This window comes from Vibrio intestinalis (genome assembly GCF_025195085.2).
Lineage (GTDB): Bacteria > Pseudomonadota > Gammaproteobacteria > Enterobacterales > Vibrionaceae > Vibrio > Vibrio intestinalis.
This window is the reverse complement of the sequence record NZ_JANAVY020000001.1, coordinates 763,223-781,023: the sequence shown is the minus strand read 5'-3', so window position 1 is coordinate 781,023 and position 17,801 is coordinate 763,223. Positions and strand designations below refer to the sequence as shown.

The window sequence follows — 17,801 nt, the reverse complement described above, 5'->3', positions numbered from 1 at the left end:
TATCGATTTTAACTTACTGAATTATTCAGTTCATTCGAGTAATAAAGGTTTGCTCGTCATCCACAAAAGCCACAAAGCCTCCGTGGTAGATAAACACTCGACCACGCCCTTCAACTAGGCAGGCAAGCTGTGGGTTTAAATCTTCTTCGTTATTCTTACTTTGAAATGTGCCGGTATCGGTGATGACACCGTCGAGGCTAGGCAAATACCCATATTTGCGGTTGGCTTGATCAATTAGGCTCAGTTCACTGGCAATAGAGAAGTAAGAGGGGATCGCGCCAGCATCTTCGATAAACATGGGTTTCAGTTCTTCAAAAGCGGTGATTACTAGCCAGTCGATGCCGTTAACGTGATGGATAAACATAAATTATAAATACCTAGTTTCTCGGTAATTCTGATGCAGGAAGTCTATCACTATCAACAGAGAAGGTCGCAGAGATTTAGTGTTGAAAGGAAGGAGTCCAGTGTTTGGAGAGGGTATTCACTTGGCTAGCTTGAAACGCGTTTTTGCCCCAAAATCACTTAGATTTAACACTCTACACAATTAATATGTCGTGCGATAACTGAAATCGTGAACGCTCTAAGAACACACAAAGCACCGTTAAATATATAACGACTACATCCCGACACTTAGATATGGGGATGTTTCTAGTTTCCACTCCTGTCTCCTAAAAAAGCACCACCAGTAACAAAAACAAGCTCATTGAAACGCAGCGCTCCTCTGAAAACTGACAACGACAAACCGAAAACTCGCTCTTGCTACCTATAACAAAAAATTATCAAAATAATAATCTATCATAATTTAATTTTTCGCATTACTCACCTTATAGTTACGCCATAGCTTGGAGCGAGACTCCACGGAAAAAATTAAGAAACTGCAGGTGCGATATGAAATTCCTACACACAATGATTCGAGTTGCTGACCTAGACAAATCAATCGAGTTCTACACAAAAGTACTTGGCATGAAAATTCTAGAGCGCCACGAGAACACTGAATACCGTTACACACTTGTGTTTGTAGGTTACGAGCAAGGAGGTACAACTATCGAGCTTACTTACAACTGGGATACTAACGAGTACGACATGGGTAATGCATTTGGTCACCTAGCACTAGGCGTTGAAGACATTTACTCTGCATGTGCTGACATTAAAGCACTTGGTGGCAACGTATCTCGTGAACCAGGCCCAGTACTTGGTGGTGACACTCATATCGCATTTGTTAAAGACCCTGATGGCTATGCTATCGAGCTTATTCAACTTGAGAAATAAGACGAATTTAGCTAGTCATTATTGAGGATATAGAAGATGAAAGACGCATTATTTCAACCGCTTCAACTTGGTTCAATTTCCCTAAAAAACCGTATCGTAATGCCACCAATGACTCGCTCTCGTGCGACTCAACCCGGTAATGCTGCGAACGACATGATGGCGGAATACTACGCTCAGCGTGCATCTGCTGGCCTAATTATCGCGGAAGGTACGCAAATCGCACCAAACGCTCAAGGTTACGCTTGGACTCCGGGTATCTACTCTGAAGAACAAATCGCTGGTTGGAAAAAAGTGACTGACGCTGTTCACGCGAAAGATGGCAAAATTTTTGCTCAGCTTTGGCACGTAGGTCGTGTTACTCACCCTGCTAACATCGGTGGCGAGCAGCCTATTTCATCTTCTGCGCTGAAAGCTGAAGGTGTAAAAGTGTTCATCGACGATGGCAGCAATGCTCCAGGTTTCGTTGACGTTGTAGAACCACGTGCAATGACAAAAGAAGACATCAAAGTTGTTGTAGAGCAATACCGTCAAGCCGCGCTTAACGCTATTGAAGCTGGCTTCGATGGCATCGAATTGCACGCAGCAAACGGCTACCTTGTAAACCAGTTTATCGATTCTGAAGCAAACAACCGTACCGACGAATACGGCGGTTCAGTTGAAAATCGTTTACGCTTCCTTGGTGAAGTGGTTACGGCAATCTCTGAAGCAATCGGCTCTGACCGTGTAGGCGTTCGTCTTGCTCCGTTTACAACACTAAATGGTGCAGTAGATGCAAATCCTGTTGAGACTTATACCGCAGCAGCTGCACTACTAAACACACTAAACGTGGTTTACGTGCACTTTGCAGAAGTTGACTGGGATGACGCACCGGGCACACCAGTTGAGTTCAAAGCCGCAGTACGCGAAGCTTACCAAGGCGTGCTAATTTGGGCTGGTCGCTACAACGCTGAAACAGCGGAAGAAGCGCTAGCAGGTGGCACTGCAGATATGGTTGGTTTTGGTCGCCCATTCGTATCAAACCCAGATTTACCAGCACGTATTCAAAACGATTACCCACTTGCAGCGCACGATCCTGACACGCTTTTTGGTGGTGCAGAGAAAGGTCTAACCGACTACCCTGAGTACCAAGCTTAACCTTGATATAGCTTGGCAGATTTGACTGCCCAACTAGAACAGCCCCCGTATATAGCTCCTTGTTCTTTAAATTTAGGCAAGGGGCTATTTTTGTTTCTAAGAGTCTATATGTCGTAATTTTATAAAGTCTAGCAATCCATATACCCTTCTTTCTATTTTTGAGGTTCGCATGCGCGGCGAAATACTTTTACTCATCACTACATTACTGGCTTAATGCTACAGCCATTTTGTTTGAATGATATTCGCAAACTTTCCACACCTGTAGTTATTCATGACTTGCTAATTTAGTAAAGCCACTGAAACGTTTCAGTCCAAAAATGAGCTAAACGAAAAATCGAGTATCGTAGTAATTAAACCTATTTCCTATCATGATTCCTTCTATCCCTAAAAGCGCCTTTGACGGCGCTTTATGAAGTGTTTATCTGCTGTACCAGCATTCGAGCACTAAAAAATCGGCTCTTTCTTGTCTTTAAAATAGAACACTGCGCTAACGGCGAAAAACAGAAACGCAAAGTAATACACAAACGATGATAAAGAGTCTAAGAACGCGATGTTGGCCTCGATTTCTTCTGATGTGTAGTTTTGCGAAAGTAGCTTGTAGTAGTAGGCGTAAAGTATACCAATCGATCCATAACCGAGGTTGAACATTAAGCCTTTGAAACTGAGTACGGTGGCTCTGTGGTGTGATTCGGTGTTCTTGTTCAGGTGGTAGCTGATGAAAATGTTCATCGTCATGATGATAAATACCATGATGAGCGCAGGTATCACCCCGTAGATTGACCAACCTAGGCTTATCCAATAATAGGTTGTAATACTTGCCAGCCCCATAACCACAATGAACGCTTTTGGCGCCATTTTTTCAGCCAATCTGCGGCTTTGTCCGGCTAAGATGATTTTAAGCAAGCTCACACCTGCACCTATCAAACCGATGTAAATAATCGGAACATTGATGGCGGTGTAATATTGGCTGTTCATAGTAAAGAACATGCGCGACGTATGCTCAAACAAGGCATAGAACAGCAGGATGAAGAGAACGTGAGGGGTTGAACTTATCCATTTGCCAGTATTAAGCGTGAGCTTGAGGCTGGCTAATGTTGTCGCCACTTTACCGCTATCTTCCGGTAATCGCTTTTTATCTTCCTTCATGTTAAGCGCGGCATAAATGGCAATCAATGCCACAACTAGAGTGGCATACACCGGAATGCGCATGATTTCTTGCGTGCTTTCTGGCGCTGTGAACCCTAAAGACTGGTACACACTTGCCATGAAGCTTACGTCATACATGGCTGCGCCGATGAGCGTAACAAAAATACCAATGGTTGAAGAAAGGCGAAGTTGGATTTGCAGCACCCTCGGCCACAACTCTTCTTTGCCTTGATCTTTTAATGTGTCGTAGGCCAAGGCTTCGTCTGCGCCACTTGCCAAGGCCATCGCTAAGCCACTTAATATTCGGTTTATAAAGAACACGGCGAACACCAAGCTTGGATTACCTGTTGGCACAAAGGCGATCATGGCAATTTCAACAAACATCACCAGCGACGAAAGCACCACCAATTTTTTGCGGCCTAAGGTATCGGCAAAAGCGCCAGAGGGTACTTCGGCAAGCACTATGGTCGCGGCCCATACTACATTCAGCATCGCGAACTGAGAAAGGCTCAACCCGTAATCTAAGTAGAGTAGGGTGAATATTGGGTAATAAAAGCGCGCAAAGTAACTGCTTCTAAATATTAGGAAATTACGGACATTACCAATTTGAAGGATTTGTTTGAGCGTCATGAAGCGGTCTGCACTTTAAATAACATAAGTCGGTTCTTATTGTGTGGGAAGGCAAAGGGTTAGCCTTTGAAAAATCGCCGGATTATAGCAATAACTCAGCACTTTACTATCTACAAATGAGACTCAGTTCGTTAGTGGGTATTGTTGTCCAAGGCGTCACAAACCTGTTATCTCATTCTATCGTTTTGCTGTTGCTCACCTATTCTCCTATTAGGTGAATGACAACGAATAAGGATATTCATGGCTAGATTAACAATGCTTGCAGCCATTGCAGGGATGGCTTCATGGGCTGTGCTTGCTGACGCACAAATTGCAGACTCGGTTGCACCAGAGGCAACCAATGAAATACGCACAAAGAAAGCGGTTGAAGCAAAGCAATTTATCGTGACGGCTGCGCACCCATTGGCGGTAGAGGCGGGTTATCAAGTACTTAACTCAGGTGGTAGCGCGGCTGATGCGCTGGTGGCAGTGCAAACTGTGCTTGGGTTAGTCGAGCCGCAATCGTCAGGCTTAGGCGGTGGGGCATTTCTTGTCTATTGGGATGCAAAGAAAAAGGCGCTGACCAGTTTTGATGGGCGAGAAACGGCGCCACTAGCCGCGAGACCAGAGCTGTTTCAAGATAAACACGGTCAATCGCTTAAATTCTTTGACGCGGTTGTCGGTGGACGATCGGTGGGAACGCCGGGCACCGTTAAGCTGCTTGAAACTATGCACCAAAAATATGGTGATAAACCTTGGGCTGAGCTGATGCAACCTGCAATTCAGTTAGCCAATAATGGGTTTGAAGTGTCACCTCGTATGGCTACTTCTATTGCGAATGATAAGGCGCGATTAGCTCGCTACCCTGACACTCAGGCTTACTTTTTCACCCAAGATGGTGAACCGTTGCCACAAGGCTATAAGCTAGTGAACAAAGCATACGCGGAAACGCTTCAAACTATTGCTAAACAGGGTTCAGTTCCGTTTTATACTGGCAATATTGCCAAGAGTATCGTCAATAAAGTCACCGCGATTGAAGATAACCCCGGTTTGTTAGCGATGGAAGATTTCGCCACTTACAAAGTTATCGAGCGTGACGTGGTGTGCTCGGCTTACCATCAATACGATGTGTGCGGTATGGGGCCGCCAAGTTCTGGCGCGTTAACCTTGGGGCAAATACTTGGTATTTCCAGCCATTTTGATTTGGCTAAGTTAGGTAAAGATAACCCGACATCGTGGCAGATTATCGGCGATGCCTCTCGCCTCGCCTTTGCTGATCGTGGGCGCTACATGGCAGATTCTGATTATGTACCCATGCCACAAGGCTTGCTTGACCCAGAATATTTAGCGCAGCGAGCAGCATTGATAACGCAAGGGGAAGCTCTTGAATCCGCCGCTGCGGGCGAGCCGCCTTGGGATATGAAAATTGCTATGGCCGATGATGAATCCATAGAGCTACCAAGTACCACTCATATCGTTATTGTTGATGGTGAGGGCAATATCATCTCAATGACCAGCACTATAGAAAACGGCTTTGGTTCTCGTGTGATGTCCAATGGCTTCTTGCTAAACAACGAACTGACCGATTTTTCGTTCGCTTCCCATAAGAATGGTTTGCCAATCGCGAACAGAGTTGAGCCCGGCAAGCGACCTCGCTCCTCCATGGCACCGACCATAGTGATGAAAGAGGGCGAGCCTTATATGGCGATTGGATCACCGGGAGGTTCGCGCATTATTGGCTATGTGGCCAAAACCTTGATTGCCCATATTGATTGGGGAATGCCTATTCAACAAGCGATAGAAATGCCTAATATGCTGAATCGTTTTGGTACCTATGATCTTGAAATCGGCACCGATGCTGAGAAGTTCAAAGCGCCATTGGAGAAGATGGGATTCGAAGTTAACTTGCGAGATCTCAACTCTGGCCTTCATGGTGTGGTGTTCCAAGATGGGAAAATGACCGGCGGCGCAGATTCTCGGCGTGAGGGGATTGTGCTCGGCAACTAGCTACTCTTGGGGATATCTAGAAAGTTTAACTTTAAATTATTGATATTATTTATAAATGATAGGTAGAGCCTAACACCCAGAGTTTCAGGCGGTATAATCACCGACATTGAGTTATACCGTCTGAGACATTATGAAACTGACAACATTGGTTGATAATACCCGTTTAGATGAACGGCCTGATCTTTCTGTAGAGCGAGGGCTGTCATTTCATGTTGAAACAATGGGCAAGCAGCTTCTTTTTGATACGGGGAGTGGAAGTACTTTTATTGATAACGCTAAAGCGTTAGATGTTGATATAAAGCAAGTCGATATGGTGGTGATATCTCACCGACACCATGACCATTGTAATGGTACCAAGTATTTCACTGAGCAGAACTCATCTGCCAAAGTGTATCTTAAACAGAGTGAGAGTCAGGATTTCTATTTTCGAGCCTTAGGCTTTAAAAGTAATGTTGGTATTGATAAGGCGATGCTGCAAAGTGAGGCTCATCGTTTTATGTTCCTCGATCGTACTACAGAGATTGCGCCCAACATCCATGTCATTACCGAAATATGTAATAAGCATCCCAAGCCGAAAGGTAATCAATATCTGTACACAAAGACAGAAGCAGGGCTAGTGCATGACTCGTTCGAACATGAGCAGATTCTTGTGATCGAAGAAAGTGATGGTTTGGTGATATTTACTGGCTGTGCCCATAGTGGCGTGTTGAATATGATTGAAACGGTCATTGAGCGATTCCCTCAACATGATATCAAAGCAGTTGTAGGTGGTTTTCATCTCGTGGGACTACCTATTTTCAATAGCATAGGTGGCACTTCACAAGAGATCAGAGAAATTGGCCATCTATTGGCTCAGTATCCTATTGATATGTATTACACCGGCCATTGCACCGGAATGAAAGCGTTCCAACTTTTAAAAGAAAATCTTAGCGATCGTTTAGAGCTGCTGCCGACGGGCCGCGTAGTGACGATTTAGCAGCGGGAAGTGAGTTGTAAATCGTCGTCAGGTGACTCATTCAAAAATCATGAACTAGAGTCGGCTTGTTAGAGAAGAACACCTTAGAGAACCAAGATTTGTATTGCCATCCAAGAGAGAGTAGGTGCTGAGCGAGCCCTTTGTTTTCAATGATTGCAACTTCGACGCCTTGGTAGTGGTGCGGGTTGTGCTCTATATGGTCAATAAACGCGGTTAAGATGCCTTGCCCTCTGACAGACGGGGCGAAATGTACCGAGACAATTGAAAAGCGTTGGCTGCCAACAGCGCAGCGTACGTAGCAGTATCCGAACTCGGATTTAATGGTTTCTGAGAACTCAGGAAAAGGGCGATGTTGAAGGTTTTTAGCTAGTCTATCGTATTGATTACAAAGACAGTTAAGAAGTTTTTGCGCGTTTTTGTCCATACTGATGCACCTTGGTTGTGAGCTTCGGGAGCGATGTGTTTGGACGGTCTATTTTAACGCGCATCAGCGAGTGAAATTCGGTCAAGGTGAAGGGGATTCGTTGCCGGGTTTCATGCGTTTTTTCATATAAATAAGCAAGATAACCTCACTAGGTGAGAAAATTGGAAAGATTAACCACTGATTTTTCCTTGTTAACTGAGTTTATTTTTAATACGCGCGACTCACCGTTGAATGCCTGTTGAATGAATCGACGAGTATCGCTGTATAGCCAATGCTCGATTCGTCTCAACCTGAATCTTGCGTCATGTACGCGCGATCGCTAATGCGGTAATATTTCGTGAAATCAATCGTTCAGATTCCGTATCAGTCTTGTTTTGTGGGCTGGAGTAGTTCAGTTCTAGAGTCTAGAGCGAACAGCGGGGAGGGATATAAGGATACTTGTGCAGTACGTAAAAATTAAAGATTCGATAGTGGAGCAAATTGAAGCAGGCATGTTAGCTCCGCGGCAAAAGTTGCCAGCGGAACGTAAATTGGCTGAATCGTTTGATACTACGCGGGTAACACTGCGCGAGGCGCTATCGCTGCTTGAGGCGGAGGGACGCATTTATCGAGAAGATCGCCGAGGGTGGTTTATTTCTCCTCAGCCATTGCGTTACGATCCTAAGCAGAGAGGTGCTTTTTCTGAGCTTGCTCAATCGCAAAATAGAACACCGAAAACTGAGCTAATCAGTGCCAAAGCAATACTGGCGAATAAGCTCGCAGCGCGCTTACTTAAACTGCCGCCTTTTTCTGATGTTTACCAAATAGATCGCGTTCGTTATTTGGAAGATCGCCCTGTCGCATACGTTACTCACTATTCCAATCCTCAGCAGTTCCCAAACTTGCTTGATTTTGAAGTGATCAATTCTATCTCTGATGTCTATCACGACCATTTTTCTGTGCAGTATCAACAAACGCACTATCGCATTTCAACCAGTTCATTGCTGGGTGACGTTGCTCAGGCACTAAGAGCCACATCAGGCACGCCTTCACTTGTGGTTGAGCGTATCAATTATGATCAACAGGGTCAGCTAATCAGTTGTGATATTGAGTATTGGCGTCATGATGCCATCAGTGTTGAGTCGCTAGTCGAGCTTGGTTAAGGCGTTCTAGTTAAATAGCCCACCAACGCCGTTTCTTCTCATACAACTCTTGTATATCTACTGAGAGATAAGTTTGCATCGCTTGAATTAGAGCTAGATCGTCTATTTGACTCAAGAGTGTATTATTCAATTTGAACATACCTGCGTTTATACTTAGAGTGTGTGCCTTCTCATGCTGCAAAGTATTTCATGCTACATAGTTTTTAAGTGGGCTTACTTTCTTATCCCGCATTGAGAAGTTATAGCAATTTTATAGAGAGGCATCAGGAACTCTGGATGTTAATGAAAAAAATGGAAGCACCATTAGATATGCAAATTGGTGCTAGATTTGAAACCAAAAAACACGGCTACGTTCAGGTAGTGGAATATTACAATACCCACACCGTGATCGTTGCGTTTGAAAATACCGGCAATATTCGCTCCATCACGGCGGCTAAATTGCGCAGTGGCCAACTGTCTGATCGCTCTGTGCCTCCACAATCTTCTATGGTTGGTGAAAAGGTAGAATCAGTAAAACATGGTATTTTAACGATTGTTCAAGTTGAGTCTGACAATATCGTTGTATTGGAAAATGAGCAGGGTGATGAGATTCGTATGCTGCTACCAGCAGTACAAAAAATGAAAAAGGGCTTAGAAAATACCGATAAGCAGCCGGAAGAAACTGAAAGACCTACATCATTATCTGCACTTACGAAAAGAAACAAGAAAACGAAAGACGTTAATAGCCTTCTTAAGAAAATGCTTACAGATTATGGTAAGTAAATTTATTTAAGTACGGCAGTTATCATATTTACATCAGTTCATATACGCACTTCACACTTTAAAATTCCTTTCTAAAAACATACTAAAAATACGTCATTCTATTTCTAACCCCAAAGAGGTAATAACAATAGAATGCTTATAAAACTCGCTCAAATACGAGATCTCCATCACAAGGTCATTTTGGTTTTGTGATGGTGATCTATTCTGATTTGAAGGGTTTTGGATATGATTCTCTCAACAAACAAGAGCAATGAATATTTGCCACTTTGATTAACCCCTACAGAGATTACGAATATGAAAAAGATTATGGTTGTTTGCGGAAACGGTCTTGGTACTTCACTGATGATGGAAATGGCGGTAAAGGAAGTCGCAGGTAAAATTGGCTTGGAAGCCGAAGTTGATCATGAAGATTTATCATCAGCAGCATCAAGTAAAGCAGATATTTGGGTAGCGGCAACGGATGTAGCAAACCAATTAGCAGAAGCAGGAAAAGAAAATATTGTTAGCCTAGCGAATATCTTTGATAAGGCATCTATCGAAGAGCAATTAAAACAATTTATGTAAGGTAAATAATATGCAAAACTTTTTTGAGTTCATGCTCGGCTTATTAAAAGAGCCAGCAATCATGGTTGGTTTAATAGCTTTTGTCGGTTTGATTGCGCAAAAGGCTGATATTTCAACGATTTTAAAAGGCACAATTAAAACCGTAATGGGTTTCCTAATTTTAGGTTTTGGTGCTGGTGCATTAGTTGGTGCGCTAAATAATTTCTCAGTAGTATTTACAGAAGCATTTGGTGTAAGTGGTGTAATTCCAAATAACGAAGCAATTGTCGCATTAGCACAAGAAGCATTTGGTTATGAAATGGCACTTATTATGTTCTTCGCTTTTGTAGTGAACATTTTATTGGCTCGTTTCACTCCTCTTAAATATATTTTCTTAACTGGTCACCACACAATGTTCATGTCGATGCTGGTGGCAGTCATTCTGTCTACTGCGGGCATCAAAGGCACGGCATTGGTTGCAATTGGCTCAATGTTAGTGGGTTCACTGATGGTGGTTATGCCAGCGATTGGCCAAAAGTACACTGAAAAGGTAATGGGCACCGATCAACTTGCGATTGGACACTTCTCAACGCTGTCTTACGTAGTATCTGGCTTTATCGGTAGCAAATTTGGTGATACGTCTAAATCAACAGAAGACATCAACGTTCCTAAGAGCCTAATGTTCCTGCGTGATACGCCAGTAGCGGTAGCGACAACTATGGCTGTGTTCTTCATGCTAGCGTCTGTGTTTGCAGGTGGTGAGTTTGTTGAAACAGTATCTGACGGTCAAAACTGGGTTGTGTTTACCTTTATGCAATCTCTCGTGTTTGCTGGTGGTGTGTACATTGTTCTGCAAGGCGTGAAGATGCTGATTGCTGAAATCGTTCCGGCGTTCAAAGGTATTTCAGATACGTTAGTTCCAGGCGCTAAACCAGCACTAGATTGTCCGATGGTATTCCCAGTAGCGCCTAATGCGGTACTAATTGGTTTCCTATGTTCTTTTGCTGCAGGTCTTGTTGCTATGGGTATTCAAGGCGCATTCGGTTGGACAATAATTGTAGCAGGCGTGGTTCCTCACTTCTTCGTTGGTGGCGCGGCTGGTGTTTACGGTAACGCGACAGGTGGTCTACGTGGTGCGATTCTAGGTTCATTTACTCAAGGCTTATGTATCTCGTTCCTACCTATGCTGCTTCTTCCTGTACTCGGTGGCCTAGGCCTTGAAGCAACAACATTTGCTGACTTTGACTTCGGTGTTGTTGGTCTGATTCTAGGTTGGATTGTGTCATGAGTATCTTTAACCTAATCGGTGACAATGGCATTGTCATCACAGAGCAAAAAGAGTTAACGGTAGAGCAAGCGCTTGATATCACCTGCTCAAAGCTTTTAGAGCAAGGCAAAGTAGAGCCAAGTTATCTCGCAGCGATTAAGCAAAAGCATCAAGAGATCGGCGCGTACTATGTGCTAGCACCTAAGATTGCAATGCCACATGCTCGTCCAGAAGATGGCGTGAACCAAGCCTCTCTTCAGGTAACCGTGTTTAAACATGGTGTGGATTTACAATCAGAAGATAATGGCGACGTATTTGTTGCCATTACATTGGCCGCGATGGACTCTGATAGTCATATCCAAACCATCGTTGCTTTGTCTGAATTGTTCCAAAACGATGATGATATCACCGCGATGATTGAAGCTGAAAACACAGAGCAAATTGCTGCAATTTTGAAGAAATACTAAGCATCCTCTGAAAGATAAGATTTAGTCACCCCCTTATGTAACAAGCCCTCACACTGTGAGGGCTTTTTGTCGTCGATAAAAAGTTTAAAAAATTTTGCGGCTTTTGCGGTTTTTTACGTCCCTATCATATTTTGTGCAGTTTTTTACAATTCATATCAGCATAAGCGCGCTCGCTGCTCGCCTTGATATGTAAGGCTTGAGCGAGTTCTCGCTTTGATGTGGCTTTCTTCACATTTTTATAAATAGCGGAGTTCGTATGCTGCTTTTGCATACTCATAAAATTGAACGAAAATTATGTGCATGATACCGTTCGTCTCCATTATTAATCAGTTAGTTAATTAGTTTATATATGACTAGCTGAACTAAAAAATGTATAGCTTATTTGCTAGGGACGGCAAAGCTTTCAGGCGGTTCCTAGCGATTGTATGAATGTCAATTTAACAACTTTGTTAGGAAGAGTATGCAAGATCAAGGCTTGGCAAACTTCGAGAGTATCGAAGAGTTTAGACGTGCCTTTTTACCAGTGCATGAAGCGCGCGTAAAAGCAGGCAAAAATATTGAAAACAGTCAGAAAACTGTTGAGAACAGTACGAAAGTCGTTCAAGAGCACAGCGCTTCTCTTAAACGTACCCTGTCATCTATTGAGAGTTACCTTTCCAAAAACGAATCTGTCATTGATTCGTCCCTTGATGACTTGCGCCAAGGCGGTAAGCCTTCTTCCTCTTTGGAAAGTGAGCGTGAACATGCCCAAGCATTTACCAATCTATTAAGCCAAGCGCGTCAGTTGAGTGAGATTTCAAGCAAAACACCGTTAGCGCAAGACGTCGCTGAGCAACTTGCATCTTTCAGCCAACAGATCCCACAAGATTGGCAACAAGTTACGGATACTCTAGGTGAGATCCGTACATCGGAAAACGCGTTTTATAGCCATTATCAGCACCTGCTTGATGAAAAGAGAGCAGAAGAGCAACGCCAGCGTGAAGAAGAAGCGCGCTTGAAAGCCGAGGCAGAAGCAAAGGCAGAGCTAGCCGCTTCTCGTCGTAAGAGTCTACAGAAGAAACTGATGTGGACTGCGGCATTTATTCTCGTGCTAGCTGGTTTTATTCAGACTCAAATGGCTTAAGGTTTTCCGATGATTACACTAGATACAAAACTTAAAGAAGCGGACCTAAAGCGCAAAGAGCTAGGCCAACAGTTAAAACAAGCGCTAAGCGGCAAAGCTGATGGCGTACGTGAGGTAGTGAACTACCTAGAAGAAAAAGTATTACCTAATGCCCAAGTGCAAGCAGAGCAGGTGGTTGCAGCGAACCATCAAGACCTTGCTATTTCAGTGGGTAACATGCGTCAGCTATTGGCTCGTTTGCCTGCGCCATTACAGCCTTGGTTATCAGACGTGGATTGGGACAATTACGCGTTTGATCATAACTATCTACCGCGTAATCTTGTTGTGGGTATGGAAGACATTACCTATACCGATGGTCAAAATGCGGAACACGTTGTTAGCGTACCCAAAGAGATCCCATTTTATAGCTCTGACTACTGTTACTGCTTTTCTCAAGACGAGCATTCGGTTAGCAAAATCAATGCGTTTGTTTTCCGTCTAGCGACGATGCTACCGTATTCTTCTCAGTTTACTCTGATTGATCCAGTTAAGATGGGTCAAAGCTTCCCATACACTAAACGCCTGCCATTTAAACGTATGGTCGATAACGATGTTTCGCGTGTACTGGAAGAAATCCTGACGGATATCGTGCGTATTCAAAACAGCTACCTTGATAACAACACTGAACGTCTGGTTGATGTGGATGAAGAGATTTTAGGTAACGCGAAATTTGAGTTGATCGTGGCAAAAGACTTCCCGCAAGCTTATGACCGTCGTTCAATTGAGCTGCTGGCTAAGATTGCGAATACAGGCCCGAAAGCGGGCAAAATCGTGTTACTTGATCTTGATTCGAAAGCTGAGCTGCCAAATGGTTTGTCATTAAAGACCTTGTTCCCAGAAGTTCGTAATGTTTACAACAATGACAACCAAATTACTTGGAACCTAGGTAAAGGTTATCGAGATAGTGTGGAAAGCTCTGAGGTTATGAACGCCATTCTTGATGGCCTAAGCCGAGCTAAACCAAAAGAAACTAAGCTAGGTTTCTCTGATGTGATCTGTACTGATCCAAACCAGTGGTGGCAAGAGAATGCAACGGAAGTCATTTCTGCACCAATCGGTGGCTCTGGTAGCCGTAAAAATGACATCGAACTTTGGTTTGGTGAGCGTAACAAGCAGCCATCTTCACACGGTATGTTGGCAGCGATGACAGGTGCGGGTAAGTCGAACTTGTACCACGCGTTTATTCTTTCGATGGCAAGTCGTTACAGTCCTGAAGATGTTCAGTTCTATCTAATCGATGGTAAGCAAGGTGTTGAGTTCCAAAGCTATCCTAAACTGCCTCATGCACGCGTAGTTTCTCTTAACACGAGCCCGCAATTAGCGCGTAGTGTACTGCAAGAGCTATTGGATGAAATGAACCGTCGTAACGACATGTTCAAAGAGCTTGGTTTCTCAGACTTTATTAGCTACCGCAAAGCGGGTTCGCCAAACGGCAAGCTGCCACGCTTAATGCTAATCATCGACGAATACCAAACCCTATTTGAAGATGACAAAACAGGCCTAGGCTCGCAGCTGATGATTGCTATCGCATCGCAAAGTCGAAGCGCAGGTATCCACATGTTTGTTGGTTCTCAGAAGTTTGTGGTTCCGGGCATGTCTCAGCCACAAGCGACATTCAGTAACATCAACTTGCGTGTTGCCATGAAGATGAGTGGTGAAGAGATCACGTCACTGCAAGAGTTTGGATCTAAAGGTAAGCAGCTTATCCGCGGTTGTACGGAAACAGGCCAAGTGGTGACAAGCCACAACGGTGGTGTGGATGAAGTGCCATGTGATACAGGCCGCGTGGCTTACATTGAAGAGTCAGAGCGCCAGCAATTGCTTGATCAGCTTGTGGCTAAGTGGGATGAGCAAGGTGGTGAAAACCATACCGTATTGCTTGATGGTTCAGAGCAGCCTCAATTAACGGATAATGCTCAGCTGAATACTCTATTTGCTCATCATCAACAACGTCCAACAGAAGATGAGTGGATTCGTTACGCGAACCAGCCTCAGCACCTTGGTGGCCTAAACGAGAACGAATGGTACCCAGTCGAGCGTCCGTCTGTTTTCTGGCTAGGTAAAGAGATGAACATTCATGGCCAAGCGAAAGTGGTGCTGCGCCGTCGCGCTGGTGAACATATGGTGTTGGTGGGTGACAGCAATGAAGCTCGCCTAGGTATGTTGGGTTACATGGTGGCTCAAATGCCAATCAATGCGCTTAACGATCAATACCAAGTTCATATCTTAGATCGCAGCATTAAAGGCTCTCAATGGTATGGCGTAATGGCTGCAGCCAATGAAAAAGCGCTATCAAACAATGCGACTTTCTGCGAAACCTTCAAAGACTTTGCGCCTCAACTTGATGCGGTTGCTGCTGAGCTTGAAAAACGTCGTGAGATGGATGAAGAAGAGATGTTGGCTGAGCCATCAATCTTCGTGGTGATTAACGAAGCACAACGTGTGAAAGAGCTTGCAAAGCAAGACAATGCACACGGCATGAAAGTACACGCTGATGAAAGTGGCGCTCACTTTGCAACGCTGCTAGAGCATGGCTCGGAGTATGGTATTCACCTGATTCTAAGCTTTGATAATGTTCGCTCTGTGACAAAAGCCTTTGACCGCAATGACATTGAAAGCTTCCGTCATAAGATTGCTCTGCAAATGTCAGAAGAAGACAGCTTCCGTCTATTGAAAACTCGTGATGCAGCGAGACTGCAAGCGGATGGTAAGAAGCCAATCTATGCGCTTCATATCGATCAAATGCAAAACCGCCCGACTAAGTTTAAGCCGTATTGCTACACCCAAGCGGAATCGCTCGACAGCAACTTAACTCACCTAGCTCAGCTATACGCTAAGTGGAGTTAATCCATGTCGTTAGATCGAGTTGAAGAGCAAATCCCTTTGTTGTTGGGAGAGCTAGAAGCGCTCAGCAGCCAAGTGAGTAAGCAAATCGGTCTTCTAAGTGTTCAGGCAGAGAATACTCTGCCTGAACTATCAGAAGAGATGCAATTGCGTATGCAACGTGAGTTAGTGGAAATTGAAGACTTAGCAGGTCTGATTGCGAATGTTCGCTGCACTGAACTCAGCGATCAGTTGCAACACAAACTGGCGATCATCAGGAGTTATCTGCATGAATAAATTACGCCAGCAAGAAGCGTTGCAAGAGCTTACTATTGTCACCAATCAAACCCATACCCAAATCGAAACATCTGTAGACTCAATGCGCAGCCGTTGGGCTGCGCTGCGTGAAGATTACAACGGTATCGGTGCAGAAGATGTGGAATCAGAAATCACCACCATTCTTGCTCAAGCTGATCAGCTATTAAGCAAGTTGATGGATTGGCGTGACGCCTGTGATCCTAATTTCCAAAATCAGCAGACTGAAGAAAACTCCTCAGAAGCACAAAACGAGGAGGAACAATGCAACCAAGATGGTTAGTTAACCAACTGGAAGAATTGGATTACCAAACCGATTTTCAGTTAGAGCTTGTAACATCGTTACTCCACCAAGCTCAAGCCATGAACACCTTAACGCAAGATTACATTGGGCTAGCCAAGTCTGATGTGTTTGCTTGTTATGAGTTGTATGAGTCATTAGAAAAAGGTTATCACGCGGCATTAGAGCATGCGCAAACCCTCCATCGCCGAGTGGAAGAGCAGCTTGATCACGCAATCGAAACTGAGACATCAAGTACGATGAGCTTGGAAGATGCGCATAACTTGCGTTCGACTTGGAGCGAGCAAACAGATAAGGCGCAAAGTTGGTATGCTCGCGCTGACAGCCATTGTGATAGCTGTGAACGAGCTAGGCAAAGCGCAGAGCGCGACGACGATGCAGCACAAAGTCGTAAAGACCGCGCTTACAATGCTTTGCAAGTGGCGAGAAGCCGACCTCCAGTTCGAGTGTATCAAGGTAAAGACAGCAGTGGACGAGATGTCTACCGCTATGAGCCGCCAGATACACATGCCGAAGAGATGGCCTACAGCGCTGCATGTTCTCACGCGAGTCATTGCCGAACGGTCTATAACAATGCTGTTAGAGAGCTTGATGCTGCGATACGTGAACGTAATAAAGCGGTCAATCAGCTAAACGGTGCGCGCGCGGCTCTGTCAGATGCGAGAGAGTCAGTAGACCTTGCTGATCAAGCGCTGCAAGTGGCCAATGATGGTAAGCGTCAAGCGAATTATAGTCATGATTTCTCAACGCACTGCCTTCAAGTGTTAGAGCAAGTCAAATCGCTACTTGATGAATTCAAAAAGACATGTCAGCAGCAAACAGATACGGTTTCAAAGCTCGAAAGCGATGCCAACCAAGCCTTTTTGCAACTGCGTAATCTAGAAAACCATCATGAATCGATTCAAGGTGAAGCGTTCTCGTTAAAGTACACCCTTCAAGATAAGGTTTCTTTGCTAATCGCCTTTGATCAGCCTCTTAATCGTCGGTAATTTTAGAGTCAATTATGCCTTCATTTGAACCTAGCTTTTTTCGAACCACGCTGACTCATCTAGAGGAAGAGCGTGAAAATACATACTACTCCAAGTGCAACTTTGAAGAGCACTGGGAAACGCTGCGAGCACAATGGAATGATGCCGCAGGGCGCAATGTCGATACACGTAATATGACTGCGTTGGTGGATGTCTATGCGCAAGCTTTAAGCCAAAGCCAGCAGCATATCGAAACCACTAAGCAATGTGGCGATTTGTTTGACAGCTTACGCCGATTACTGATTGATGCCGCTCATCACCATGAGCAATACAATCGCTTGTTTGGTCAAGTAAGTAACCAAAGCGAAGAGCGTGATCGCAGCTTGCGAAGCAGTGAGAACTTAACCAAACAAGTTGAGGTGCAGCAAGAGCACATTGCCGATAAGAAACGTTCGGCCAACAGCCACGTCGGTAAAATTTAAGGAA

18 protein-coding genes are annotated in these 17,801 nt (G+C 44.4%); 15 read left to right on the top strand and 3 right to left on the bottom strand.

The genetic code is table 11. The features are described from left to right. Window positions 1-25: 25 nt before the first annotated feature. Window positions 26-364 (bottom strand): cytosolic protein, encoded by a 339-nt coding sequence (locus MU515_RS03400; protein WP_260258965.1) that lies wholly within the window; start codon window positions 362-364, stop codon window positions 26-28. A gap of 524 nt (window positions 365-888) precedes the next feature. On the opposite strand from MU515_RS03400, the gene gloA reads away from it, so the two are divergent. Together gloA and MU515_RS03390 are read left to right on the top strand one after the other, a co-directional pair. Beyond that, window positions 889-1,269, top strand: coding sequence for a lactoylglutathione lyase (gloA, locus tag MU515_RS03395; RefSeq protein WP_260258964.1), 381 nt, complete (start codon window positions 889-891; stop codon window positions 1,267-1,269). Between the two features lie 36 nt (window positions 1,270-1,305). Then, complete coding sequence (locus MU515_RS03390; protein WP_260258963.1) at window positions 1,306-2,403, top strand: alkene reductase; 1,098 nt, start codon at window positions 1,306-1,308, stop codon at window positions 2,401-2,403. A 444-nt stretch (window positions 2,404-2,847) separates the two neighbouring features. On the opposite strand, the gene MU515_RS03385 is transcribed toward MU515_RS03390, so the two are convergent. Then, the gene (locus tag MU515_RS03385; protein ID WP_260258962.1) at window positions 2,848-4,179 is read right to left on the bottom strand and encodes an MFS transporter; all 1,332 of its coding nucleotides are present in this window, start codon (window positions 4,177-4,179) and stop codon (window positions 2,848-2,850) included. Window positions 4,180-4,434: 255 nt separating this feature from the next. On the opposite strand from MU515_RS03385, the gene ggt reads away from it, so the two are divergent. Continuing rightward, the gene (gene ggt / locus MU515_RS03380; RefSeq protein WP_260259182.1) at window positions 4,435-6,165 is read left to right on the top strand and encodes a gamma-glutamyltransferase; all 1,731 of its coding nucleotides are present in this window, start codon (window positions 4,435-4,437) and stop codon (window positions 6,163-6,165) included. 130 nt (window positions 6,166-6,295) lie between these two features. Further along, window positions 6,296-7,141: an MBL fold metallo-hydrolase gene (locus MU515_RS03375; RefSeq protein WP_260258961.1), complete on the top strand. Its 846-nt coding sequence runs from the start codon at window positions 6,296-6,298 to the stop codon at window positions 7,139-7,141. A 40-nt stretch (window positions 7,142-7,181) separates the two neighbouring features. Here MU515_RS03375 and MU515_RS03370 read toward each other — a convergent pair whose 3' ends face one another. Next, window positions 7,182-7,565 carry a hypothetical protein gene (locus MU515_RS03370; protein WP_260258960.1) on the bottom strand — a complete coding sequence of 128 codons (384 nt, stop codon included), beginning with the start codon at window positions 7,563-7,565 and terminating at the stop codon, window positions 7,182-7,184. 440 nt (window positions 7,566-8,005) lie between these two features. On the opposite strand from MU515_RS03370, the gene phnR reads away from it, so the two are divergent. From phnR to MU515_RS03315, 11 genes are all read left to right on the top strand, one after another. Further along, on the top strand, window positions 8,006-8,707 hold the full coding sequence (gene phnR, locus MU515_RS03365) for a phosphonate utilization transcriptional regulator PhnR (RefSeq protein ID WP_260258959.1): 702 nt from the start codon (window positions 8,006-8,008) through the stop codon (window positions 8,705-8,707). 282 nt (window positions 8,708-8,989) lie between these two features. Further along, window positions 8,990-9,469 (top strand): hypothetical protein, encoded by a 480-nt coding sequence (locus tag MU515_RS03360; protein WP_260259181.1) that lies wholly within the window; start codon window positions 8,990-8,992, stop codon window positions 9,467-9,469. Between the two features lie 294 nt (window positions 9,470-9,763). Further along, on the top strand, window positions 9,764-10,033 hold the full coding sequence (locus MU515_RS03355; RefSeq protein WP_260258958.1) for a PTS sugar transporter subunit IIB: 270 nt from the start codon (window positions 9,764-9,766) through the stop codon (window positions 10,031-10,033). Between the two features lie 10 nt (window positions 10,034-10,043). Then, window positions 10,044-11,300 (top strand): PTS ascorbate transporter subunit IIC, encoded by a 1,257-nt coding sequence (ulaA, locus tag MU515_RS03350; protein ID WP_260258957.1) that lies wholly within the window; start codon window positions 10,044-10,046, stop codon window positions 11,298-11,300. Further along, entirely contained in the window at window positions 11,297-11,746 is a 450-nt protein-coding gene (locus MU515_RS03345; RefSeq protein ID WP_260258956.1) for a PTS sugar transporter subunit IIA, read from the top strand. Before ulaA ends, MU515_RS03345 begins: the two co-directional genes overlap by 4 nt. Window positions 11,747-12,206: 460 nt before the next feature. After that, complete coding sequence (locus MU515_RS03340; protein WP_260258955.1) at window positions 12,207-12,869, top strand: hypothetical protein; 663 nt, start codon at window positions 12,207-12,209, stop codon at window positions 12,867-12,869. 9 nt (window positions 12,870-12,878) lie between these two features. Then, window positions 12,879-15,755 (top strand): FtsK/SpoIIIE domain-containing protein, encoded by a 2,877-nt coding sequence (locus MU515_RS03335; protein WP_260258954.1) that lies wholly within the window; start codon window positions 12,879-12,881, stop codon window positions 15,753-15,755. Between the two features lie 3 nt (window positions 15,756-15,758). Further along, complete coding sequence (locus MU515_RS03330; RefSeq protein ID WP_260258953.1) at window positions 15,759-16,028, top strand: hypothetical protein; 270 nt, start codon at window positions 15,759-15,761, stop codon at window positions 16,026-16,028. Next, on the top strand, window positions 16,021-16,329 hold the full coding sequence (locus MU515_RS03325) for a hypothetical protein (RefSeq protein ID WP_260258952.1): 309 nt from the start codon (window positions 16,021-16,023) through the stop codon (window positions 16,327-16,329). Before MU515_RS03330 ends, MU515_RS03325 begins: the two co-directional genes overlap by 8 nt. Then, window positions 16,311-17,336 carry a hypothetical protein gene (locus MU515_RS03320; protein ID WP_260258951.1) on the top strand — a complete coding sequence of 342 codons (1,026 nt, stop codon included), beginning with the start codon at window positions 16,311-16,313 and terminating at the stop codon, window positions 17,334-17,336. Before MU515_RS03325 ends, MU515_RS03320 begins: the two co-directional genes overlap by 19 nt. 14 nt (window positions 17,337-17,350) lie before the next feature. Beyond that, window positions 17,351-17,797, top strand: coding sequence for a hypothetical protein (locus MU515_RS03315; protein WP_260258950.1), 447 nt, complete (start codon window positions 17,351-17,353; stop codon window positions 17,795-17,797). The last annotated feature ends 4 nt before the right edge of the window (window positions 17,798-17,801 follow it).